22 protein-coding genes are annotated in these 22,793 nt (G+C 73.2%); 13 read left to right on the top strand and 9 right to left on the bottom strand.

The annotated features are described in order from the left end of the window. Window positions 1–91 precede the first annotated feature (91 nt). Window positions 92–1,306, bottom strand: a complete 1,215-nt coding sequence (hppD, locus tag ACFVGO_RS07025) for a 4-hydroxyphenylpyruvate dioxygenase (protein ID WP_359900421.1) — start codon at window positions 1,304–1,306, stop codon at window positions 92–94. A gap of 231 nt (window positions 1,307–1,537) precedes the next feature. Next, window positions 1,538–2,899: a phosphoribosyltransferase family protein gene (locus ACFVGO_RS07020; RefSeq protein ID WP_380348351.1), complete on the bottom strand. Its 1,362-nt coding sequence runs from the start codon at window positions 2,897–2,899 to the stop codon at window positions 1,538–1,540. A gap of 350 nt (window positions 2,900–3,249) precedes the next feature. On the opposite strand from ACFVGO_RS07020, the gene ACFVGO_RS07015 reads away from it, so the two are divergent. The 4 genes from ACFVGO_RS07015 (at window position 3,250) to ACFVGO_RS07000 (ending at window position 5,844) form a co-directional block, all read left to right on the top strand. Beyond that, a complete protein-coding gene (locus tag ACFVGO_RS07015; RefSeq protein ID WP_359900425.1) occupies window positions 3,250–3,642 on the top strand; it encodes a hypothetical protein in 393 nt (130 codons plus the stop codon). Continuing rightward, on the top strand, window positions 3,639–4,049 hold the full coding sequence (locus ACFVGO_RS07010; protein WP_359900427.1) for a hypothetical protein: 411 nt from the start codon (window positions 3,639–3,641) through the stop codon (window positions 4,047–4,049). The genes ACFVGO_RS07015 and ACFVGO_RS07010 overlap by 4 nt, the downstream gene beginning before the upstream one ends. A 112-nt stretch (window positions 4,050–4,161) precedes the next feature. Continuing rightward, window positions 4,162–4,827, top strand: coding sequence for a hypothetical protein (locus ACFVGO_RS07005; RefSeq protein WP_359900429.1), 666 nt, complete (start codon window positions 4,162–4,164; stop codon window positions 4,825–4,827). A gap of 324 nt (window positions 4,828–5,151) precedes the next feature. Further along, window positions 5,152–5,844 carry a response regulator gene (locus ACFVGO_RS07000; protein ID WP_380631003.1) on the top strand — a complete coding sequence of 231 codons (693 nt, stop codon included), beginning with the start codon at window positions 5,152–5,154 and terminating at the stop codon, window positions 5,842–5,844. A gap of 112 nt (window positions 5,845–5,956) precedes the next feature. On the opposite strand, the gene ACFVGO_RS06995 is transcribed toward ACFVGO_RS07000, so the two are convergent. Both ACFVGO_RS06995 and ACFVGO_RS06990 read right to left on the bottom strand, forming a co-directional pair. Then, window positions 5,957–7,672, bottom strand: coding sequence for an acyl-CoA dehydrogenase family protein (locus ACFVGO_RS06995; protein WP_359900433.1), 1,716 nt, complete (start codon window positions 7,670–7,672; stop codon window positions 5,957–5,959). Between the two features lie 107 nt (window positions 7,673–7,779). Then, window positions 7,780–8,352, bottom strand: a complete 573-nt coding sequence (locus ACFVGO_RS06990) for a PadR family transcriptional regulator (RefSeq protein WP_380631002.1) — start codon at window positions 8,350–8,352, stop codon at window positions 7,780–7,782. Between the two features lie 185 nt (window positions 8,353–8,537). Between ACFVGO_RS06990 and ACFVGO_RS06985 the strand changes: the two genes are divergently transcribed. Beyond that, window positions 8,538–9,011: an SPW repeat protein gene (locus tag ACFVGO_RS06985; protein WP_359900437.1), complete on the top strand. Its 474-nt coding sequence runs from the start codon at window positions 8,538–8,540 to the stop codon at window positions 9,009–9,011. A gap of 185 nt (window positions 9,012–9,196) precedes the next feature. On the opposite strand, the gene ACFVGO_RS06980 is transcribed toward ACFVGO_RS06985, so the two are convergent. Then, window positions 9,197–10,603 carry a class II fumarate hydratase gene (locus ACFVGO_RS06980; RefSeq protein WP_380631001.1) on the bottom strand — a complete coding sequence of 469 codons (1,407 nt, stop codon included), beginning with the start codon at window positions 10,601–10,603 and terminating at the stop codon, window positions 9,197–9,199. Between the two features lie 205 nt (window positions 10,604–10,808). Beyond that, window positions 10,809–11,654: a carbon-nitrogen hydrolase family protein gene (locus ACFVGO_RS06975; RefSeq protein ID WP_380631000.1), complete on the bottom strand. Its 846-nt coding sequence runs from the start codon at window positions 11,652–11,654 to the stop codon at window positions 10,809–10,811. A 353-nt stretch (window positions 11,655–12,007) separates the two neighbouring features. Here ACFVGO_RS06975 and ACFVGO_RS06970 point away from each other — a divergent pair, with 353 nt between their 5' ends. Next, the gene (locus ACFVGO_RS06970) at window positions 12,008–14,005 is read left to right on the top strand and encodes a cholesterol oxidase substrate-binding domain-containing protein (protein ID WP_380630999.1); all 1,998 of its coding nucleotides are present in this window, start codon (window positions 12,008–12,010) and stop codon (window positions 14,003–14,005) included. Window positions 14,006–14,036: 31 nt separating this feature from the next. Here the strand turns inward: ACFVGO_RS06970 and ACFVGO_RS06965 are convergent, their stop codons facing one another. After that, complete coding sequence (locus ACFVGO_RS06965; RefSeq protein ID WP_380630998.1) at window positions 14,037–14,723, bottom strand: helix-turn-helix domain-containing protein; 687 nt, start codon at window positions 14,721–14,723, stop codon at window positions 14,037–14,039. A gap of 150 nt (window positions 14,724–14,873) precedes the next feature. Here ACFVGO_RS06965 and ACFVGO_RS06960 point away from each other — a divergent pair, with 150 nt between their 5' ends. Further along, a complete protein-coding gene (locus ACFVGO_RS06960; RefSeq protein ID WP_380630997.1) occupies window positions 14,874–15,611 on the top strand; it encodes an AzlC family ABC transporter permease in 738 nt (245 codons plus the stop codon). Next, complete coding sequence (locus tag ACFVGO_RS06955; RefSeq protein ID WP_380348454.1) at window positions 15,611–15,919, top strand: AzlD domain-containing protein; 309 nt, start codon at window positions 15,611–15,613, stop codon at window positions 15,917–15,919. Before ACFVGO_RS06960 ends, ACFVGO_RS06955 begins: the two co-directional genes overlap by 1 nt. A 128-nt stretch (window positions 15,920–16,047) precedes the next feature. Here ACFVGO_RS06955 and ACFVGO_RS06950 read toward each other — a convergent pair whose 3' ends face one another. Next, complete coding sequence (locus ACFVGO_RS06950) at window positions 16,048–16,374, bottom strand: hypothetical protein (protein WP_359900450.1); 327 nt, start codon at window positions 16,372–16,374, stop codon at window positions 16,048–16,050. Window positions 16,375–16,547: 173 nt separating this feature from the next. Between ACFVGO_RS06950 and ACFVGO_RS06945 the strand changes: the two genes are divergently transcribed. The 5 genes from ACFVGO_RS06945 to ACFVGO_RS06925 all read left to right on the top strand — a co-directional run bounded on the left by ACFVGO_RS06945 (window position 16,548) and on the right by ACFVGO_RS06925 (window position 22,011). Beyond that, the gene (locus ACFVGO_RS06945) at window positions 16,548–17,735 is read left to right on the top strand and encodes an acyl-CoA dehydrogenase family protein (protein WP_380630996.1); all 1,188 of its coding nucleotides are present in this window, start codon (window positions 16,548–16,550) and stop codon (window positions 17,733–17,735) included. 94 nt (window positions 17,736–17,829) lie between these two features. Further along, window positions 17,830–18,207, top strand: coding sequence for an ADP-ribosylation/crystallin J1 (locus ACFVGO_RS06940; protein ID WP_359900454.1), 378 nt, complete (start codon window positions 17,830–17,832; stop codon window positions 18,205–18,207). 296 nt (window positions 18,208–18,503) lie between these two features. Beyond that, complete coding sequence (locus ACFVGO_RS06935) at window positions 18,504–19,382, top strand: alkaline phosphatase family protein (RefSeq protein WP_380630995.1); 879 nt, start codon at window positions 18,504–18,506, stop codon at window positions 19,380–19,382. Window positions 19,383–19,898: 516 nt separating this feature from the next. Continuing rightward, window positions 19,899–20,381 carry a hypothetical protein gene (locus ACFVGO_RS06930; RefSeq protein WP_359900458.1) on the top strand — a complete coding sequence of 161 codons (483 nt, stop codon included), beginning with the start codon at window positions 19,899–19,901 and terminating at the stop codon, window positions 20,379–20,381. Window positions 20,382–20,676: 295 nt separating this feature from the next. After that, on the top strand, window positions 20,677–22,011 hold the full coding sequence (locus ACFVGO_RS06925) for a multidrug effflux MFS transporter (RefSeq protein ID WP_359900460.1): 1,335 nt from the start codon (window positions 20,677–20,679) through the stop codon (window positions 22,009–22,011). A gap of 168 nt (window positions 22,012–22,179) precedes the next feature. Here ACFVGO_RS06925 and ACFVGO_RS06920 read toward each other — a convergent pair. Continuing rightward, window positions 22,180–22,793, bottom strand: a 614-nt coding sequence (locus ACFVGO_RS06920; RefSeq protein ID WP_380630994.1) for a carbohydrate binding domain-containing protein, incomplete at its 5' end; no start/stop codon positions are given.

Here is a 22,793-nt window from a genome sequence, read left to right as displayed (position 1 = left end):
CCCGCCGAAGACCCGCTCGTCGGAGCCGGTCGGAAGCCGGCCCGTCGGAGGCCGGCCCGCCGGGAACCGGCTCGTCGGAGCCGTCGGACGCTCACAGGTTGCCGCGTCGGTCCTGCTCGCGCTCGATGGACTCGAAGAGCGCCTTGAAGTTGCCCTTGCCGAAGCCGAGCGAACCGTGCCGCTCGATGAACTCGTAGAAGACGGTGGGGCGGTCGCCGACCGGCTTGGTGAAGATCTGCAGCAGGTAGCCGTCCTCGTCGCGGTCGACCAGGATGCCGCGCTTCTTCAGCTCCTCGATCGGCACGCGCACCTTGCCGATCCGCTCGCGCAGCTCCGGGTCGTCGTAGTACGCGTCGGGGGTGTTGAGGAACTCCACGCCGCGCGAGCGCAGCACGTCGACGGTGGTGAGGATGTCGTTGGTGGCGAGCGCCATGTGCTGGCAGCCGGGGCCGGTGTAGAACTCCAGGTACTCGTCGATCTGGGACTTCTTCTTGGCGACGGCCGGCTCGTTGAGCGGGAACTTCACCCGGTGGTTGCCGCTGGCGACGACCTTGGACATCAGCGCGGAGTACTCGGTGGCGATGTCGTCGCCGACGAACTCGGCCATGTTCACGAAGCCCATGACGCGGTTGTAGAAGGACACCCACTCGTCCATCCGGCCGAGCTCGACGTTGCCGACGGCGTGGTCGAGGGCCTGGAAGAGGCGCTTGGGCGAGCCCTCGGGGTGGGTCACCCTGCTCGCCGCGACGACGTAGCCCGGCAGGTACGGGCCGTGGTAGCGGGACCGGTCGATCAGGGTGTGGCGGGTCTCGCCGTAGGTGGCGATGGCCGCGCGGCGCACGGTGCCGTTCTCGTCCGAGACGTCGTTCGGCTCCTCCAGCACGGTGGCGCCGGACGCGCGGGCGTGCTCGATGCACTTGTCGACGTCCGGGACCTCCAGGGCGAGGTCGACGACGCCGTCGCCGTGGCGGCGGTGGTGGTCCAGCAGCGGGCTGCCCGGCTGGACACCGCCCTTGATCACGAAGCGGCAGGAGCCGGAGCGGAGCACGTACGCCTTGCGGTCCCGACGGCCGGTCTCCGGGCCGGAGTAGGCGACCAGCTCCATGCCGAAGACGACCTGGTAGAAGTGGGCCGTCTGGGTGGCGTTGCCGACCACGAAGACGACCGCGTCCTGGGCCGTCACGGGGAACGGGTCGGCGGCGGCGTCGTGCTCGACGAGGCCGACGAGGCGGCGCAGCTGGTCGGCGTCAAGACCGGCCTCGCGCTCCTCGGGGGTCAGCTCAAGGGCGTGGGTCTGCGGGGTCATCGCTCGTTCCTCCACTTCGGGCCTCGCCGTCGAGGCTTCCGCTGGATCGCGACCGCACCGCGTACGGGTGGGCGGTGTGGTTGCGGAGAGCTTGCTCCTGTCGGGGTGGTTGGGCAACAGGTCGGATTTTGACTGCTCAATGTGTACAAGCTGATCAGAAAATCCCGCTGTCAGCTGCGCAAAATGTGCTGCTGACCGGGGACGATGCCCGAAGTCTGCGCAATGGGACGGTCACGTACTTCCGGGGCCGACGGGGCGGGGGAGGTGGCGGAGGAACCAGTCCGAGGCCAGCTCGGCGACCCGGTCCAGCGTCCCCGGTTCCTCGAACAGGTGGCTCGCGTGCGGCACCACCGCGAGCCCGGTCTCGCAGCGCAGCCGGCTCCGGGCCCGCCGGTTGAGGTCGAGCACGGTGGGGTCCAGGGAGCCGACGACGAGCAGCGTCGGAGCGCGGACCCGGGCCAGCGTGTCGGGCGCGGCGAGGTCCGGGCGACCGCCCCGGGAGACCACGGCGCGCACCGCCGGGCCCAGCTCGGCGGCGGTGTGCAGCGCGGCCGCGGCGCCGGTGCTCGCGCCGAACAGCCCGAGCGGCAGGCCCAGGGCCTCGGGCACGGCGGCGTCCGGGCCGTTCTGCGCCGCGCCCAGCCGCCGGGCGACGGCGGTCAGCCGGCCGCCCAGCAGCGCCACGTCGAACACGTTCCGCCGGTCGGGTTCCTCGGCCTCGGTGAGCAGGTCGAACAGCAGCGTGGCCAGCCCGGTGCGGTTCAGGTACTCGGCGACGTGCCGGTTGCGCGGGCTGTGCCGGCCGCTGCCGCTGCCGTGCGCGAAGACGACGACCCCGCGCGCGCCGGCCGGGACGGTCAGCCGGCCCGCCAGGCGGACCCCGGCGACGGGCAGCAGCAGCTCGCGGTCGACCCCGGCGGAGTCCGCGGGCGGGTCGCCGCCGGCCTCGGTCAGCAGCCGCAGCACCTCCTCGTCCCCGGTCTGCGTGAAGTCGGCGTAGAACTCGCCGATCGCGTAGAACGGGGACGGCGTGTCGACGCAGACCAGTTCGTCGGCGACCTCGTCGAGCCGCTCGGCCCAGTCCGCGGGCGCGACCGGCACGGCCAGCACCACCCGGGCCGCGCCCCGCTCCCGGACGATCCGGCAGGCCGCCCGGGCGGTGGACCCGGTGGCGATGCCGTCGTCCACCACGACCACCGTGCGTCCGCGCAGATCGGCGGGCGGCCGGTCGCCCCGGTAGCGGCGGGCCCGGCGCGCCAGCTCGGCGCGCTCGCGCCGCTCCACCTCGGCCAGTTGCTCGTCGGTGACCGCGGAGAACCGGATGACCTGGTCGTTCAGCACCCGGACGCCGCCCTCGCCGATCGCCCCCATGCCGAGCTCCGGCTGGTAGGGCACGCCGAGCTTGCGGATCACGCAGATGTCCAGCGGCGCGCCGAGCACTGCGGCGACCTCGGCGGCCACCGGCACGCCGCCCCTCGGCAGCGCCACGATCACGGTGTCGGGGCCGGCCAGGTGGCCCAGGCGGGCGGCCAGCCGACGGCCCGCCTCGGTGCGGTCGGCGAAGCGGGTGAAGTGGGTTCCGGTGACGTGCATGACACGGCCTCCGGTTCCACCGTACGTCGTTCCGGTCGGCGCGGGGCGTTCGCGGGCGGGGGCGTCCGGGTGCGTGCGCAGGCCACCCCGGGGGGGCGGCGCGCGGGGCGGGAACCGGTCCGGACCAGGACGGGAACAGGACGGGAACAGGACGGGAACAGGACGGAATCGCGGGTCGGGACGGTGGGCGGGGACCGCAGGCGGGCGGGCCGGGACAGTGTCGGGATCGGGCCGGGATCGGATCAGGAGCCGGACAGGACGACACCCCCGTGTGGCCGGGACAGCGGGCGGCGCACCGTGGATCGCAGAGGCGGACCGCAGAGCCCGCCCGCGACCGGAAGGAGCCCGTCATGTCGGGCACCGTCATCACCGACCTGCGCCGCCGAGGCGCCGTCGACCCCGGCCGCCTGCTCGCCGGACCGCTGCGCGGTGTCGGCCTGCAACGACTCGACCCGGGCCACCGCACCGAGCTGGCCGCCGACGGCATCGAGCACGCGCTCTACGTCACCGCCGGCTCCGGGCTCGCCGAACTGCCCGAGGGCGCCGTGCACCCGGACCACCCGGAGCGCGCCGACGCCGGCCTGCCGCTGGTCGAGGGCACCGCGGTCGTGCTGCCGCTCGGTTCGCGGACCGTCCTGACCGCCGGGACGGCCGGGCTGGAGTACTTCCACGCCCTGCTCACCGTCCCCGCCCCCTCCGTCCACCGCTCCGAAGCCTCTCCCGAAGAAGGTGACCCCAGGTGATCGTCACCACCGACACCGGCGCGGCCATGGTCGTCATCGGCCCGAACGGCGAGCGCGTACGGATCCGCTCCCTCGCCCGGAGCCCGATGCTCGCCAGCGCCTGCGAGGCCTTCGACCACCTGCGGCTGAGCCCGGGCGCCCACCACGTCCTCCCGGGCCGGCCCGACACCGAGACCGTCCTGCACGTGCTGCGCGGCGCCGCCGTCGTCGGCCGACTGTCCGACGAGCCGGATCACTTGGCCTCCGAGGGAGACCTGCTGCTGGCCCGCCGCGGCCGCGCCCTGCACCTGGAAGCCGGGCCGCTCGGCGCGGAACTGCTCTGCCTGACGCTCGCCGTCCCCCGACACACCGCCGGCACCCGGGCCGCCCTGGCCCGGCGCCGTGCCGCCCGCCGCGACCGGCCCTGACCCGGGCTGGTCGGCGCCGACAGGCCCTGACCGGCGCCGACAGGCCTTGACCGGCGCTGACCTGCGCTGCCAATCCTGCCTGTCCTCCAGTTCCCCTCGGAGGTGACCACTCGTGATCCTCGTCCCCGCTGCCGTCCCCCGCACCGCGCCCGCGTTCCAGCGGCTGATCGACCCGGAGCAGCGGCCGGCCGTCCGCGCCGGACTCACCGTCGAGGCGCTGCCGCCGGGCGTCCGGATCGAGCAACTCCCGTACGAATCGGTCGAGTCGGTGACCGTGGTGCTCTCCGGGCGGCTGTTCGCGGCCGGCCGGATCCTCTCCCCGGGCGAGGCGCTGCACCACCGTCCCGGAACCTCCTGCCGGATCTCCGCCGTCCGCGGCGCGCCGACCACCGTGCTCACGGTCAGGCCCGTTCCGCCCCGGGCCGCCATCCCGGCCCAGCGGTCGGACTCCGCGCCCGCCGCGAGCCGGCGGCAGGTGGAGGTGGGCACCGCACGGCTCGACCCGTGCGGAACCTGCGGACCGTACACGGACCGCGCCGCCGACGCCTTCCTGGTGGTCCTCACCGGGGCCGCGGCCTTCCTCGGAGAGCTGGGTGAAGTCCTGCTGCTCTCCGGTGACTTGGTCTACGTCCGGGCGGGGGAGCGGTACGGCCTGCGGGCCGGCCGGCGCGGACCGGTCACCGCCGTGCTGGGCCGCGTCGGCGCACCCGGCGCCGCTCTGGGACCGGAATGGGACGGCCGGCCCGTGCGCTCGGGGCAGACCGGTCCGCAGGGTTGAGGCCGGAGCGATCGACCGTGATCGGTCACGCGGAAGGAATGTCGACGGGCCGGCGTCCGCGAGTGCGGACGCCGGCCCGCGGCGTGTACCGGGTGAGGATCCGGTTTCGACGGCCCGGTGTCCCGGGTGGCCGGGGCCCGGTCTCGAATCCCGTCCCGACGTGAGCCGGAGCGGCCGGGCCCCGGCTCCTCCCAGCTCCTCCCGGCTCCTCCCGGCTCCTCCCGGCCCGTCCCTGCCCCGACACGCTGAGGACTTCACGAGCACGTCACGGAAAGTCACGCGATCGCCGCTGCTAGTGTCGACCGGGTGGATGAAGAACAGCCGTTGGCACCTGTGGGTCCGGGTGGCACTCCGGCCGTCCGTGTGCTGATCGTCGACGACCACCCCCTCTTCCGGGAGGGGCTCAAGGCGGCACTGGAGAGCGCCGAGGGTGTCCTCGTGGTGGCCGAGGCCGAGCGGGTCGCCGATGTCCCGGAGGCGGTCGCCCGGTACCGCCCGACCGTGGTGATCATGGACCTCTCGCTGCCCGACGGCTCCGGGCTGGAGGCCGTCCGGCAGCTCGCCACCCAGGAGGCGCCGCCGCCGGTGCTGATGCTGACCATGTCGGACGACGACGGAAACCTGCTCGCGGCCCTCCAGGCCGGCGCGCGCGGCTACCTGGTCAAGGGAGCGGGGCGGGAGGAGGTGCTGCACGCGGTGCGGACGGTCGCGGCGGGCGGCGCGGTGTTCGGCGGCGAGGTGGCGGGACGGATCACCGCCCTGCTGGCCGGGGCGAAGATGCGCGAGGCGGGACAGCTCTTCCCCGAACTCACCGCCCGCGAGGCCGAGGTGCTGGACCTGGTCGCGCGCGGGCTGGACAACCGGCGGATCGCCCGGGAGCTGGTGGTCGCGGAGAAGACCGTCCGCAACCACATCACCCACATCTTCGAGAAACTGCACGTCGCGACGCGCGCCGAGGCGGTCGCCCGGGCCCGCGACATGGGCCTCGGCGACGACCGGACCAACCCGGAGAGGTGAGCCGGGTGTCGTGAACCGGGTGTCGTGAGCGGGGAGCTGTGAACCGGGGGTGCCGGTCCGCCGAGCGGCACCCCCGGAGTCCTGCCGTCCCCGCCCTACGGCTGCATCCCGCTCACGGCCGCATCTCGTACGCGCCGGAGAGCGACTCGACCTGCGTCCACACCCGCGCGTCCCGCGCCGGGTCGGCGACCGGGCGACGTACGTTCGCGAGTGCCCAGGCGGCCTGCTGCTCGGTGGCCGAGGCCTTGCCGTGCAGCTCGGTGGCGTGCGCGGAGAAGTCGCGGACCAGCGCGTCGAAGACCCGGTCCAGCACGTCGCCGCCGTGCTCGGAGGCGGCCAGGCCGGTCAGCTCGGCCTGCTCCAGCACCAGCTGGCCGTAGACGATCAGCGCGAACAGCTGGCCGATCTCAAGCAGGAAGTCCAGGTCGGCCTGCTGCTCCTTGCTCGGCGCGTTCTGGAGCAGCAACTCGCAGAAGCCGTCGGCCTGTTCGCGGAAGCGGGCGACATTGGGCAGCTCGGCGTGGCGGTCGTAAGCGGTGCGCCAGTCGTGGAAGCGGATCGCGCCGAGGCCGCGGGCCGGGCCCTGCCGGAACAGGAAGGCGTCGTCGGCGGCGTCCACGCGGCTCGGCACCGGGGCGTAGTCGGCCGGGGCGAACAGGTAGTTGCCCATGAACTTGAGGATCAGCGCCAGGTTGACGTGGACGGTGCCCTCCAGCTTCGGCAGGCCGCGGATGTCCTTCGCGGCCTTGTCGAAGTAGGTGTCCGCCTCGAAGCCCTTGGCGGCGATGACGTCCCACATCAGGTCGATGACCTTCTCGCCCTCGGTGGTGACCTTCATCTTGGTCATCGGGTTGAACAGCAGGTAGCGGCGGTCCTCGGGGGAGGCGCTGCGGAAGTAGTCCACCGCCCGGGCGCTGAACAGCTTCATCGCCACCAGGCGGACGTAGGCGTCGGTCAACTCCCGCTTGACGTGCGGGAAGTCGGTGACCCGCTTGCCGTACAGCACCCGGTTGTGGGCGTGCGTGACGGCCTCGTACATCGCGTGCTCGCAGATGCCGATCGAGGCGGTGCAGAGGTTGAACTTGCCGACGTTGACGGTGTTGAGCGCGGCGTCGAAGGCGGCCTGGCCGGTGTGCAGCACGTCCTCGGCGCGCACCGGGTAGTCCTCCAGGCGGAACTCGCTGACGTACATCTGCGCGTTCACCACGTTCTTGACCAGGTGGTACGCGTCGTGGCGGCTGTCGGCGGCGAAGAAGACGTAGCCCTCCGGGCCCTCGACGTCCGAGCGGCGGCCGAACACCGAGACCAGGCCGGCCACGTTGCCGTTGCCGATGTAGTACTTCGAGCCGGTCGCGGTGAAGCCGCCCTCGCCGTCCGGGGTGAGGATCATGTCGGTGGAGTAGATGTCGGCGCCGTGGGTGCGCTCGGAGAGGCCGAAGGCCATCACGTGGCCGTCCGCGAGGAGCTGGGCGGCGCGGGCGCGGACGGCCTCGTTCTCGCTCTGCCAGACCGGGCCGAGGCCCAGGATGGTGACCTGCCAGGTGTACCAGTAGCCGAGGCCGTAGAAGCCGAGGATCTCGTTCAGCTCGGCGATCCGCGCGGTGTCCCAGCGCTTGTCGGGGTCGGCCGCGGCGGGGGTCAGGAACTCCGCGAAGAGGCCCTCCTTCGCGGCGAAGTCCAGGAAGTCGGCGTACCAGCTGCGGTCGATGTAGGTGTCGATCAGCGCCTTCTTGCCGCGGGACTCGAACCAGTCCACCGTCGCGCGCAGCAGTCGGCGGGTCGGCTCGTCGAACTGTGCGGGGTCGTAGTTGCGCGGGTTGAAGAGCATCGAGGGGCTCCCGGGGGTCGAGGGTGTGAAGAGGGCGGGTGACAGGGTTCGGGTGACAGATTTCAAACTCTGTCAGTTGTCATCCGTCGGCTGTCATCTGTCAGTCGTCAGTCGTCATCCGTCGGCCGCCGTCCGCCGTCGGCGGAGAGGCGGCGCAGGGTGGCGAGTACGTTGTCGAGCCAGGCGAGGGTCATCCGCTCGTACTCGATGCCGCCGCGCAGCACCACGTGCTGCAGTTGCTCGTGCGCATCGAGTGCGGTGGTGTCGGGGAAGTCGCGCTGCTCGCCGTGCAGGTAGCGGGCGAGCAGGGCGGCATGGCTCTCGCGGTGCCGTTCCACCTCGGAGACCAGCGCGGCCGGGTCGTCGAAGGCGGCGGCCCGGATCTTGACCGCGAGTTCGTGCCGGACGGTCTCCGGCTCGACCGGTTCGCGCAGCCAGCCGGCCAGCGCGGCCCGTCCGGCCCCGGCAGCCGAGTAGACCTTCTTGTCCGGGCGCCCGTCCTGGGGGACCTCCTGCGCGGCCACCCAGTCGTCCGCCTCCATCCGCCGCAGCACCCGGTAGATCTGCTGGTGGGTGGCGGTCCAGAAGCGTCCGATCGAGCGGTCGAAGCGCCGGGCCAGCTCGTAGCCGGAGCCGGGCTGCTCCAGTAGCGAGACGAGGATCGCGTGCTCCAGTGCCATGGCCCGCATCCTGCTATGCAACGAGTTGCATAGGCAATGGCGGCCCGGACGGTTGAGACGCAGGTCACCGGCGTGACCGGATGGTTATCGGTCATTCCGGACTATCGGGTGCAAAACGTTGGATAAGCGCCAGAATGGGTACGGGGCAAGCGCCTTACCGGTTCCGACCACAGGAGGTGGTATCGGTGGCAACCCATATCCCGACGACGGGCATGGAGCACCATCCGGACATCGTCGAACTCCGCGAACGCTACGAGCGGGTCACCTCGACCCCCCGTGCCCAGGGCGTCGAAGCCCTGGCCGTCCTGGCCGGTCTCTTCCTGGCGGCATCGCCATGGATCGTCGGCTTCACCGCGTACAGCACCCTGACCGTGACCTGCCTGATCGTGGGTCTGGCCTACACGGCCCTGATGGCCGGCTACGGATCGGCCTACGAACGCACCCACGCCCGTGCCTGGGCGGCCGCTGCGCTCGGTGTCTGGACGATCATCTCCCCGTGGGTCGTCTCCGGGTCCGTCGCGCACGGCAAGAACATCGTGACCTGCATCATCGTGGGCGCCGTGATGTTCCTGCTCGGCCTCGCGGCGATCTCGATGGCGACCATGACGTCGAACGGGGCGTCGATGCGGCGCGGCCGGGCCGGCCGCGCGAAGGGCTGATCTTCCCCGCAGCCCGTGACCGGGGCGCGGAGGGCGCGAGTGCCCCCCGCGCCCCGGCGCGAGCCCGAGGCGCGCGCCCGAGGCGTGACCCGGGCGCGGGCCCGGTACGTTCCGGCCCGATCCCAACCCGGCTCCGGCCCGATCCCAACCCGGCTCCGACCCGATTTCGACCCGGCTCCGACCCGCTAGGGGTGGGTCATCCGCAGCACGTCCAGTGCCTCGTCCAGCTGCTCCTCGGTGAGCCTGCCCTGCTCGACGTAGCCGCGCTCCAGTACCACCTGACGGATCGTCTTGCGTTCGGCCAGCGACTGCTTGGCGACCTTCGCGGCCTCCTCGTATCCGATGTAGCGGTTCAGCGGGGTCACCACCGAGGGCGAGGACTCCGCGTACTCCCGGGCCCGGTCCACGTTGGCGGTGATGCCGTCCACCGTCCGGTCGGCCAGCAGCCGGGCACTGTTGGCGAGCAGCCGCACCGACTCCAGGACGTTGCGGGCGATCACCGGGAGCATCACGTTCAGCTCGAAGTTGCCGCTCGCGCCCGCCAGCGTGACCGTCGCGTCGTTGCCCACCACCTGGGCGGCGACCATCAGCACCACCTCGGGCAGCACCGGGTTCACCTTGCCCGGCATGATCGACGAACCGGGCTGGAGGTCCGGCAGGTTGATCTCGCCGAGCCCGGTGCGCGGACCGGAGCCCATCCACCGCAGGTCGTTCGCGATCTTCGTGAAGCCCACCGCCACCGTGCGCAGCTGACCGCTCAACTCGACCAGGGCGTCCCGCGCGCCCTGCGCCTCGAAGTGGTTCCTGGCCTCGGTCAACGGCAGGTCGGTGGCGCGGGCGACCTCCGCGATGACGGCCGCCGGGAAACCGGGCGGGGTGTTGATGCCGGTGCCCACCGCCGTCCCGCCGAGCGGGAGTTCGGCCACCCGGGGCAGGGTGGCCAGCAGCCGCTCCCGCCCGTGCCGCACCTGGGCCGCGTAGCCTCCGAATTCCTGGCCGAGCGTGACGGGCGTGGCGTCCATCAGGTGGGTGCGGCCCGACTTGACCACCTGGGCGAACTCGGCGGCCTTGCGCTCCAGCGACTCCGCGAGGTGCTCCAGCGCCGGGACCAGGTCATGGGTGACGGCGGCGGTCGCGGCGATGTGGATCGAGGACGGGAAGACGTCGTTGGACGACTGGCTGGCGTTGACGTGGTCGTTCGGATGGACCGGTCGGCCCAGCCGCTCCCCGGCCAGGGTGGCGATCACCTCGTTGGTGTTCATGTTGGACGAGGTGCCCGAGCCGGTCTGGAACACGTCCACCGGGAACTGGTCGTCCCAGCGCCCCTCCGCGACCTCCTCGGCGGCGGCCGCGATCGCCTCCGCCGTCTCCTCGTCCAGTACCCCGAGCCGGGCGTTCACCCGGGCCGCGGCGGCCTTGATCCGGGCCAGTGCGGCGATGTGCGCCCGCTCCAGCCGCTGGCCGGACACCGGGAAGTTCTCCACCGCCCGCTGCGTCTGCGCCTGCCACTTCGCGTCGGCCGGCACCCGGACCTCGCCCATCGAGTCGTGCTCGATCCGGTACTCCTGCGCCTTCTCCTGCTCGCCACCCATCGCGCGCTGCACCTCCTGTACGGGCCCGACCGGCCCGGAACGGATCTTCGGTCAGCACAGCCGCGAACGAGGCCCGGGTATTTCCGGTCGGGGTGATCCGGTTCCGTTCCGCCCGTTCCGTTCCGCCCGTTCCGCCCGTTCCGTTTCGGTACGGGGCCGGGTGCCCGCGTCCGGTGCGGCCCGGTTCCCGGCCCCGGCTCGGCTCCTACCGGCGGGGCAGCTCGGCGCGGACCAGCTCGCCCGGGTCGGTACCGGCCTGGACGACGAGCTCGCCGCCCGGGGCCCAGACGCCGGAGCCGCCCGAGCTCTCCGGGTACTCGCCGGTCGCCCCGGCACAGGTCGCGAGCACGCACCACACCCCGTGGGCGGCGGCCCGGTCGCTGACGTGGCCGTCCCGGCGCTCCGCCTGGGCGGCGCCGGGCCCGTAGAGGGCGGAGGCGACGTAGGCGTCGATGCCGAGCGCGGCGGTCTCCTCGGCGTGCGCCGGGTCGGCGGCGTCCGCGCAGACGGCGAGGCCGAGCCGCAGGCCGTCCAGCTCCAGGACGACGGGCTTCCCGCCGGGGGCGAAGCGCTCGACCTCGGCGCCGTGCAGGCGCATCTTCCGGTAGGCGACCTCGGCGCCCTGCCCGGTGACCACCAGCGTGGCGATGGACTCGCGTCCGTCGGCCTCGGTGACGGGCGCCCCGACCAGGGCGACGGCGCCGGTCGCGGCGCAGGCGGCCACCAGCGGCGCGAGCCGGACGTCCGCCGGGTCGACGGCCGGTGCGGTCAGGTCGTAGCCGGTCAGCGACAACTCGGGGAACACCACCAGCCGGGTGCCCGCCTTCAGCACCGCCTCGGCGTGCAGGGCGACGTTCTCGGACACGGTGTCCGGACGGCCGGCGGCGGCGCAGACGGGCTGGGCGACGGCGACGGTCAGGGCTCCGCGGGCGGGCGGGTTCGCGGACGGGGCGGAGGCCGAGTCCGTAGCCGAGTCCGGCCGCGAGTCCGGCCGCGAGTCCGCGGGCGAGTCGGCGCGCGAGGACTCGGGTGAGGGCGTGGACGAGGGCATGGCGAAGCCTCCGGCGGGCGGGGTGGGGTGGGGCGATCGTGATCAACCGTGACCGTGATCAACCTATGCGCCCGTCGAGGACGTGGGCAACGGAGCCGGGACGAGGAGCGGTGCAGGTGGACGGGGCGCCCGGGGCCGATCGGGCCGATCTCACTCGAAGGAGTGAGATCCCCGGCGGGCGCTTCAAACTGCCGTGCGCCCCTTCATACGCTCCAGACCGGGCCGGGCGGACTCCGGCCGGACCCGGATCGGCGCAGCTCGGCCCGGGGGACCAGGACGAGGGGGCGGACGGACGGATGACCACAGGACACGGCCCGATGGGCGGAACGGGTGACGGAGCGGTACGGGAGGGGATGACCCCACTGAATGTCCCGGTGGAGGCCCCGACGGACGCCCCGACCGACGCTCCGGCGAAGACCTCGGCGAAGACCGCCCCCGGTGGCCTCACCCGGCGGCAGCTGCTGGGTGCGTCGGCGGCGCTCGGCGGCGCGGCCTGGCTGCTGCGCGGCACCATCGGCCCGGACAGCGCCGAGGCCGCCGCGCCGGTACCGCCCGCGCTGCCCCCCGGCACCGAGCTCTACCAGCGGGTCTTCCAGAACTGGTCCGGCGAGATCCGCACCGACCAGCTGTGGACCTGCGCGCCCCGCACCCCCGAGGAGGTCCCGGCCCTCGCCGACTGGGCGCACGCCAACGGCTGGCGGCTGCGCGCCTCCGGGTACCGGCACACCTGGGCACCGCTCACCGTCGCCGCCGGGACCCCGGAGAGCGCCAGGGTGCTGCTGGTGGACACCAGTCGGCACCTCACCGCCATCGGCGCCGACTCGCCCGACACCGTCCGGGTGCAGACCGGCGCCACCATGGAGGCCCTGCTCGCCCACCTCGCCGACCGCGGCCTCGGCCTGACCGCCTGCCCGGCCCCCGGCGAGATCACCGTAGGCGGTGTACTCGCCATCGGCGGCCACGGCACCGCCGTCCCGGCCGCAGGGGAGGTACGACCGGAGGGGCACGGCTACGGATCGGTCAGCAACCAGGTCGTCCGGCTCACCGCCGTCGTCCTCGACCCGGCCACCGGCCGCTACACGCTGCGGACCTTCGACCGCTCCGAGGCCGACAGCGCCGCCTTCCTGGTGCACCTCGGCCGTGCCTTCCTGACCGAGGTGGTGCTGCGGGCCGGCGCCGACCGGCCGCTGCGCTGCGTCAGCCGACTCGACATCCCGGCGAGCGAGCTCTTCGCCCGCCCCGCGGCCGGAACGGGAACCGGAACAGGCGCCGGCACCGGGGCCGGTGCGGGTACCGGCGGGGGCGGGGGTCTCGGCGGAGTGCTCGGGGGAGTGCTGGGCGGTGTCCTCGGCGGTGTCCTCGGGAGCGGAGGAGGCCCGCGCACCCTCGCCGACTTCGTGGAGCGCGACGGTCGGGTGGAGGCGATCTGGTTCGCCTACACCGAGTACCCCTGGCTCAAGACCTGGAGCGTCACCCCGAGCAAGCCGCTCGCCTCCCTGTCCGTCGACCACCCGTACAACTACCCGTTCTCGGACAGCCTTCCGGAACCGGTCGCCCGGCTCGCCGGCGAGATCGTCACCGGCGCCTGGGCCTCGGCCCCGCTGTTCGGCCAACTCCAGTACCTGGTCACGAAGGTGGGACTCACCGGTGACATCACCGAAGTCCTGCTCTCCGGCGCCCTGCTGCGCCGACTGCTCAGCGGCGAGGTGCTCACCCACCTGCTCGCGGGCGGACTGCGGTCCGACCTCTGGGGGCCCTCGCGCACCCTGCTCCAGTACGTCCGCCCGACCACCCTGCGGGTCACCGCCAACGGCTACGCGATCCTCCTCAAGCGTGCCGACCTTCAGTGGGCGGTGAGTGAATTCGCCGCCTACTACCGGAAGTTGCTCGCCTCCTACCAGGCCCGGGGCGAGTTCCCGGTGAACGGCGCGGTGGAGATCCGGGTCACCGGCCTGGACGACCCGGCCTCCTCCGGCGTCCCCGGCGCCCGGCCCCCGCTGCTGTCCGCGCTGCGACCGCGCGCCGACCGCCCGGAGTGGGACACGGCCGTCTGGCTGGACGTCCTCGCCTTCCCCGGCACCCCCGGACTGGAGCACTTCGCGCGGGAGTTGGAGCAGTGGCTGCTGCGCACCTTCGACGGCTCCCGGGCGGGCCTGCGGGTCGAGTGGTCCAAGGGCTGGGCGTACACCGACGCCGCCGCCTGGTCCGATCCGGACCTGCTCGGCCGGGTCGTTCCGGACAGTCTGCGGGCGGGCGGCGGGCCCGGCTGGGACGAGGCGGTCGCCGTCCTGGACCGCCACGACCCGCACCGGGTCTTCGGAAATCCCTTCCTGGACGGGCTGTTGAAGTAGGAGGCGCCCCCTTGTCAGAGCTGACGAATTGTCAGATGTGCTCCATGACGATCACCGCGAGGGTGTCCGGAGCCAGGGCGCGGAACACGTGCGGAGTGTCGCCCGGGTAGCTCACGTAGTCACCCGGGCCCAGCTCCACCGGCGCCTCCGTCGGCCCGACCAGCGCCCGCCCGGCACCGATCAGCACGTGCTCGACGGTGCCGGGCATGTGCGGATCGGAGGCCCGGGCCTCACCCGGCTGCGCCTCGATCCGATAGATGTCGCGCCGGGCGTTGGGCGGGCAGGAGGAGAGCGCGGTGGCGGCGTAGTCGGCGCGCTCGGAGTGGGTCACCGGGCCCTCGCCGGCCCGGATCACCTTGACCACCGGGCGCGGCGGGTCGACGAGCCGGCTGAACGGCACGTTCAGTGCGACGCCGAGCGCCCAGAGCGTCTCCACGCTGGGGTTGCCCGCGCCGGACTCCAGCTGGGACAGCGTGGACTTGGCGATGCCCGCGCGCCGGGCCAGCTCGGCCATCGACAGCCCGCTGCGCTCGCGCTCGCGCCTGATCGAGGCGGCGATCTGGCCGATCAGCTCGCCGCCGTTGGCGCCGCTGCCGGCGCTGCCGCTGCTATCGCTGCTGCTGGAGCGGTCGAAGCCGTCGGAGCCGCCGGAACCGTCGGAACCGTCGGAGCCGCCGGAGTCCGTGGCCGGGGTGCTCTGGTCACTCATGCTCGCCACTCACGCTTCCTCCTGGCCCCTTCCATGGCCGCCGGTGCGGCCGATGCCGCCGTTCATGCTGCCATGGCCGGTCGCATCGGCCGCCGTTCGCCCGATCGGTCCAAGTGTTCGCCTTGACGAACGACGTCGAGTCGGTTCACTCTAATGAACATGCGTTCGCTACTTCGAACACTGGAGCGTGCCACCCTCCGGGACGTCGCCCTGGTCTGCCTGGCCGATGCCCTGGTCGGCGCGTCCTTCGGCGCGATCAGCGTCTCCGGGGGCCTGCCCCTCTGGGTGCCGATGGCCCTCTCCGTCCTGGTCTTCGCCGGCGGCTCCCAGTTCGCGGCGGTCGGCGTGGTGCTCTCCGGCGGCGGCACCCTCGCCGCGGTCGCCACCGGACTGGTGCTCAACGCCCGACTGCTGCCCTTCGGCTTCACCGTGGCCGACGTGCCCGACGGTCCGTGGTGGCGGCGGCTGGTGGGAGCGCAACTGCTCACCGACGAGACCGTCGCCTTCGCCCTGCAGCAGAGCGATCCCCGTCGGCGCCGGGCCGTGTACTGGCTCTGCGGGGTCGCCCTGTTCGTGGTGTGGAACGTCTCGGTGCTGCTCGGCGCCCTCGCGGGCGGGCTGATCGGCGACACGGACGCGTTCGGCCTGGACGCGGCCTTCCCCGCGGTGCTGCTCGCGCTCGTCCTGCCCTCGCTCGCGGACCGCCGCACCCGTACGGCGGCGGTGGCGGGTGCGGCGGTCGCGGTCGCGGCGACCCCGTTCGTCCCCGCCGGGCTGCCGGTGCTGCTCGCCCTGGTCGGGCTGGTGTTCGCCGGTCGGCCGGTTGCGGGGGAGTCGGGTCGGAAGGCGGCGGACGGACCGAACGCCGCGGACGCGGAGAAGGAGAAGGTCCGATGATGCCGCTGTACGCCGTTCTGCTGCTCGCGGCCGGAACGTACGCCTTCCGACTGGCCGGGCCGTTGCTCGCCGGTCGGCTCGCCCTCTCGGAGCGGCTGCGGCACCTGCTGGCCGTCGCGGCGGCGGTGCTGCTGGTGGCCCTGGTCGCGACCGGCGCGCTGACCCAGGGGCACGGCTTCGCGGGGTGGGCCCGCCCGGCGGGCGTACTGGTCGCGGGAGTGCTCGCGCTGCGCCGGGCACCGTTCCCGCTGGTGGTCGTCGCGGGTGCGGCGACCACGGCGCTGCTGCGGCTCTGCGGGGCGGGGTGACAGCTGACAGAGTTTGAAATCTGTCAGCTGTTATCCGTTATCCGTTATCCGTTATCCGTCGGTTGTGATCCGTCGGCCGTGATCCGTGATCCGGTGCTCGTCGGCCGTCGGCCGTCGTCCGTTCGCCCTCAGCGGCCTTCCCCGGGCCCCTCGGCCAGTCGCTCCGCCTGCACCTCCGGCCGCTTGCTGTCCCACAGCAGCTCCCACACCTTGAACACGCAGTGGTAGTCGCGCATGCTCCCCTGGGCGATCAGCAGGTAGGTGTCCCCGTCGCGGAGCAGCGTCCGCCGTCGGCTGTTGAAGGGGTGCTCCGGGGTGTAGGAGGGGACGAGTCGCCTCAGCTCCTCGACGGCCTCCTCGCGGGTCCCCTCGACCTCGGCGAGCACCTTGCTCCCCCAGATCCGATCCTGGCCCATGCCCACCGTCTCCTCGACGACCAGCGCCCAACGTGCCATGTCCTGCCCCGCCCCTTCCCCTCCGGTTCGCTTCCGCTCGGGCGTACGCGCCCTCGGGCGCGCCGTCGGACGTGTCGCCATCCTCACTCGTTCACGCCCGCCCACCACCCGGCCGGGTGCGGAATACTCGCCGGTGTTCCGCCGGTGTCCCGCCGAGAGTACAAGGAGCTTCAGTGACGAAGCCGACCCGGATCGACCCGTCCGACCTGCTCGCCGTCGGCGATCTGCTCTCCGACGAGGAGCGGCTGATCCGCGACACCGTCCGCCGGTTCACCGAGGAGCGCATCCGCCCGCACATCGGCGAGTGGTTCGAGCGCGGGGTCTTCCCGGTCCGCGAACTCGCCCCCGAGCTCGGCGCCCTGGGCGTGCTCGGCATGCACCTCGACGGCTACGGCTGCGCCGGCGCCGACGCGGTGGCGTACGGGGTGGCCTGCATGGAGCTGGAGGCGGCCGACTCCGGGCTGCGCAGCTTCGTCTCCGTCCAGGGCTCGCTCGCCATGCGCTCGATCCACGCCTTCGGCTCCGAGGAGCAGAAGCAGCGCTGGCTGCCCGGCATGGCCGCCGGCGAGCTGATCGGCTGCTTCGGCCTCACCGAGCCGGACTTCGGCTCGGATCCGGCCAACATGCGCACCTGGGCGGTCCGCAAGGGCGGTGAGGGCGGCGACTGGGTGCTGTCCGGCAGCAAGATGTGGATCACCAACGGCAGCATCGCCGACGTCGCCGTGGTCTGGGCGCAGACCGAGGAGGGCGTGCGCGGCTTCCTGGTCGAGCGCGGCGCCCGCGGCCTGACCGCCACCGATGTGCACGGCAAGCTCTCGCTGCGCGCCTCCGTCACCAGCGAGCTGGCCTTCGACGACGTGGTGCTGCCCGCCGACGCCGTGCTGCCCGGGGTGGTCGGCCTGCGCGGACCGCTCTCCTCCCTCAACGAGGCCCGCTACGGGATCCTCTGGGGCACCGTCGGCGCCGCTCGCGACTGCTACACCTCCGCCCTGGACTACGCCAAGAGCCGGATCCAGTTCGACCGTCCGATCGCGGGCTTCCAGCTGACCCAGCAGAAGCTGGTCGAGATGATGCTGGAGGTCGAGAAGGCGTACCTGGTCGCCCTGCGGATCGGGCGGCTCAAGGAGCAGGGCGCCGCCCGCCCGCCGCACATCAGCTTCGGCAAGCTCAACAACGTCCGCACCGCTCTGGAGATCGCCCGCAGTGCCCGGACCGTCCTCGGGGCCAACGGCATCACCACCGAGTACCCGGTGCTGCGGCACGCCAACAACCTGGAATCGGTGCTCACCTACGAGGGCACCAGCGAGATCCACACCCTGGTGCTCGGCGAGGCCATCACCGGCGAGTCCGCCTACCGCTGACGGCCGCCCGTCCGCCCTCGCCGCATCTCGTCGCACCTCGCGGCCCGGGAAAACCGGTGGCCGGGCCCGTCGTGGCCCGGCCACCGTCCCAGCCATGACCAGCAGGTTCGTCCCGACGCAGCCCCCGACCACCACCCTCTGGCGCCCCACCGGCCCCGAGGAGCTCGCCCTGGTCGAGGCCGCGGACCGGCGCGCCTGGCCGCCCCGCCTCCCCGAGCAGCCGATCTTCTACCCCGTCCTCAACGAGGACTACGCGATCCGGATCGCCCGGGACTGGAACGTGCCCGCCTCGGGCGTCGGCTACGTCACCCGCTTCGAGGTCGACACCGCCTTCCTCGCGCGCTACCCCGTTCAACGGGCAGGCGGCCGGACGATCCTCGAACTCTGGGTTCCCGCCGAGGAGTTGGACGAGTTCAACCGGCACATCGTCGGCCGCATCGAGGTCGTCCACGAGTTCCGCCCGCAGCCGTGACGCGGCCGGCCGCCGACAAGTCGCTGCCGCCCGCGGTCTACCCGGACGGTTCCCGGCTGCCGGGCACCGAACCCTCCTGACCCGCTCCCGGACGGCAGTCCCGGACCCCCGTGCCCGCCCCCGGACGGCAGCGGCGGAACTCCGCCCGGGGCCTGGGAACGCCCGTCCGACACTTCGTGGACACCTGACGTTCGGCGGTGGGACGCCGACCGGTACGGCGGTCGGTGAACCATGGCGCGGTCGGCGGCGCCCTCGGCGGGCGCGGCCGGGTGCGCACGACCGAAAGGAACCCCCCCATGTCCGCTGCCCAGTGGCCCCGCCCCCGGGTGCTCGTCGTCGGGATCGACGGCGTCCGCCACGATTTCCTCGCACAGGTGCCGATGCCCCGCCTGCAGGAGGTCGCTGAGGCCGGGTTCCTGGTACCGGTCACCGTCGCGGACAGCACGCCCACCATGTCCGGGCCGTGCTGGGCCACCATCGTGACCGGCGTCGAGCCCGCCAAGCACGGGGTGTGGGGCAACCACCTGGGCGGCAACCGGCTCGACGTGTTCCCCGACTTCGCCACCCGCCTCGCCCGGGGCGACCGCCGCCGCACCTTCGTCGCGGCCGGCTGGGACCCGCTGATGATCAACGAGTCCGGCGGCCCGCTGTTCCGCGCCCCCGGCCGGCTCTCCTACGTGGCCCCCGCCGAGGACACCCCCGAGGCCTGGGAGGCGGTGGACGAGGAGGTCACCCGGGAGGCCGTCCACGTCATCGGCACCGCCGACCCCGAGGCGTCCTTCGTGTACCTCGGCGCCGTCGACGAGACCGCCCACTTCCTGGGCTGCGGCGACGAGTACCGCGCGTCCATGCGCACCGCCGACGAGCGCCTCGGCCGCCTCCTCGACGCCGTCCGGGGCCGGGCGACCCACGCCGAGGAGCAGTGGACGGTCATCGTCGTCACCGACCACGGGCACGTGGACGCCGGCGGCCACGGAGGCCGTACGGCCGAGGAGCGGACGGCCTGGGTGGCCTGCGCCGGGCACGACATCCCGGCCGGCCCGCCCACCGGCGAGATCCGTCATCCGGACGTCGCCGCGCAGGTGTACGCCTCGCTGCTGCGTCCGATCGACCCGCACTGGACCCTCGACGGCCGCCCGTTCCCGGTCGCCCGTCCGGTACCGGCGGCGGTCTGAAACCGCGGCGGCCCGAAGCGGTGGTGGTCCGAAGCCGTGGTGGTCCGAAGCGGCGGCGGCGGGTGACCCGGCTGCAGCAGGCCGGGCTGCGGCGGCTCCGGGCCTGAGCGAGGCTCGATCGGGGCCCGGGCCGTTCTCGACCCGGGCGTGCCAACCTGAGCGCCGGAGCGGCACGGACCCGGCGACCGGCGGTGCCGGGGCCTGTGGCTCAGGGATCCGCAGGTCCGGGACCCGCGGGGCCGGAATTCGCAGGTCCGGAATCCGCTGGCCTCAGGGTCCCTGCCGGAGGACATACGCCTGAAGGTGGAGAAGGTACCCCGTGGGTCGGAGACAAGTTCGCGACCTGGTGGTGACGATCCGACGGGTCCGGACGGGCCACGATGGTTGCACCGGACGGCGGAGCACGCCGACCGGGTCGGTGACGCGGACCTGAGCGGCCGCCGACAGCGAAGACGAGCGGCAGCGGCACGAGCGGCAACGGCCGCATCGGTCACGACACGGAGAGGACAGTCGGGCATGAAGGGCATCGTGAGCAAGGTCGCGCTGGGAGTCGCGGGTACCGGCATGGCTGTCGCCGTGGCGGCTGTGGCAATCGGCCCGCGGGTGTCCGACTGGTACGACGAGCACCACCAGCAGCAGGGCGCGTACGAGACCGGCACCCAGGCCAAGGCGGACCGCCGTTCGATGCCGACCTGGCTGCCCGACGACGCCTCCGGGGTGAAGTACCTGATGTCCACCACGGGCGACGACCGCCTGCTGCGCGCCACCCTCCCGGAGGGCCGGCTGCCCGCCGGCTGCACCGCCGGGCTGCCGGGCAAGAGCGCGCACCCGGTGCCGCAGGCGCTCAAGGCCGGCTGGTTCCCCGAGAGCGTCGCGACCAAGGCCACCGGCACCTGCGGGCACTACAACGTGGCCCTGACCGGCAACCAGCTCTACGCCTGGCAGGACGGCGCCGCGGTGCAGGCGGCGCTGCGCGCCGAGCACGTCGCCAAGCGCTGAGTCCGGCGACCGGCCCCGGGGGGCCGCCGCCGGCCGGGCGCCGGCCCTCCCGAGCACTGCCGAGGACTCCTCCCGGCCACCTCCGGCCCGGGGAGCGGAGCGGAACGGAACGGCCCGCCGGGCACCGGAAGGTGCGGGCGGGCCGTCGTCGTGTGCGGGCCGGGCCGGGCCGCGGGGCGACCGCCGGACGCACCCCCACGGCCGAACAGCGTCCACCCCCGCTGTCGGAACCGGCCCGGGCTGCGATAGGACGGAGCGCGAACGAACCCCGCGTCACCCGTCCGTAAGGAGAACCATGCCCGGCCCGACCGTCGGCCCCACCGACGACACGTCGACCGCTGCCGCTCCCGCACCCGCCACCACTCCCGACCCCGCGTCCCTTGCCGCCCCGGCTCCGGCCCCGGCCCCGGCCCCCGCCACTGGCCGGGCCCGGCCCGGCTGGGCCGTGATCGCCGCCCTCGGCGGGATCGCCGCGCTCGGCCCGCTCACCACCGACCTCTACCTCCCGGGCCTGCCCGCGATCGCCGACGACCTGGTCGCCCAGCCGGCCGCCGTCCAGCTCACCCTGACCTTCTCGATGCTCGGGGTCGCGGCCGGTCAGCTGCTCTTCGGGCCGCTCAGCGACCGCTACGGGCGCCGTCGGCCGCTGCTCGCGGGGCTCGTCCTCTACACCCTGGCCAGTGTGGCGTGCGTGTTCGCGCCGAACCTGACGGTGCTGATCGTCGGCCGCTTCGTCCAGGGCGCGGCCGGCTCCGCCGGGCTGGTGATCGGGCGCGCCGTCTCCCGGGACCGCTTCCAGGGCGTGGCACTGCTGCGCTTCCTCGCCTCGATCGCCCTGATATCCGGGCTGGCGCCGATCCTCGCCCCGATCATCGGTGCGCAGCTGATGCGGTTCACCTCGTGGCGCGGCACCTTCGGCGTGCTCACGGCCCTCGGACTGCTGCTCACCCTGGTCTCGTTCGGCGTGCTGCGGGAGACGCTGCCGCCGGAGACCCGGGACCGCGGCGGGGTCGGTGCGGCCCTGCGGACGATGGGGAGGCTGCTGCGCAACCTGCCGTTCCTCGGGCTGGCGCTGACCAGCTCCCTCGCCTTCGGGGCGCTCTTCGGCTACATCAGCGGATCGTCGACGGTCCTCCAGGACGTGTACCAGGTCTCGCCGCAGACCTACAGCCTGCTGTTCGGGCTGAACTCGTTCTCGATCGTGGTGATGACCCAGGTGAACGGACGGGTGCTGGCGCCGCGCTTCACCCAGCGGGCGCTGATGCTGGGCAGCCTCGCGGCGGCGGTCGCCGCCGGGGCGGCGCTGGTGCTGCTGACGACGGTGTGGGACTTCGGGCTGGCCGGGTTCTGCCCGCCGCTGTTCGTGATGATGGGCAGCCTCGGGGTACTGCTGCCGAACACCGCCGCCCAGGCGCTCGGCCTGGTCGAGCCGCAGGTGGCGGGCACGGCGTCGGCCCTGCTGGGGACGGGCAACTTCCTGTGCGGTGCGGTGGTCGCACCGCTGAGCAGCCTCGGCGGTCGGCCGTCCGCCGTGCTGCTGGCGCTGGTGGTCCTGGTCTGCGGGGTGCTGGCGACGGTGGCGTACCTGGCGCTGTGCCGGCCGGAGCGGATGCGGGCGGCGGGCGGCTGACGGGCGAACAGCGGCGAACGGACGCCGACGAACGGACGACAGGGAACAGATAACAGCGAACAGGTAACAGCGAACAGGTAACAGGGATCAGCGAACAGAAGACGGATGACAGCTGACAGAAAATGAAATCTGTCAGCTGTCATCCGTCATTCGTCACCCGAAGCGGACTCAGGCGATGGAGAAGTCGTCCCCGTACACGTTGCCCTGGCCGTACCAGCCGTGCAGGTACACGGTGACGGTGCCGTTGGCGCCGGTGGTGAAGGGGACGGACAGCTTGGTCCAGCCGGAGGAGCTGGTCCAGGCGCTGGCGGTGGCGCCGCCGCTGACGCCGACGTAGGCGTAGTTGCCCTGCACCCAGCCGCTCAGGGTGTAGCTGGTGTTGGGCTTCAGGGTGACGGTCTGCGAGCACTCGCCGGTCTGGCCGGCGGTGGCCGCCGCCTGGAGCGCCTTGGCGCCGGAGTGGACCGGGGTGGAGACCACGGCGCCGCCGCTCTGGCAGGTCCACGGGGTCAGGCTGCCGCTCTCCAGGTCACCGTTGACCAGGCCGGTCGTCGGGCCGGCCCCGGTGATGGTCAGGGTGTAGGCCGCGGTGTGGCTGCCGGAGGGGCCGGTGGCGGTGACGCCGAGCTGGTAGGTGCCCGGAGTCGCGGCCGAGGTGGTGCTGATGTTGAGCGTCGCGCTGTTGCCGGTGGTGACGCTGCCAGGAGTGACGGTGGCGTTGATGCCGATGGTCGGGACGCTGATGACCGAGAAGTTGACGGTCTGCGCCGAACCTGCGGTGG

The sequence above is a fragment of the Kitasatospora sp. NPDC057738 genome (assembly GCF_042798815.1).
Classification (GTDB): domain Bacteria; phylum Actinomycetota; class Actinomycetes; order Streptomycetales; family Streptomycetaceae; genus Kitasatospora; species Kitasatospora lactacystinica.
The sequence above is the reverse complement of the archived record's forward strand: the minus strand, read 5'-3'. Positions and strand labels throughout refer to the sequence as shown.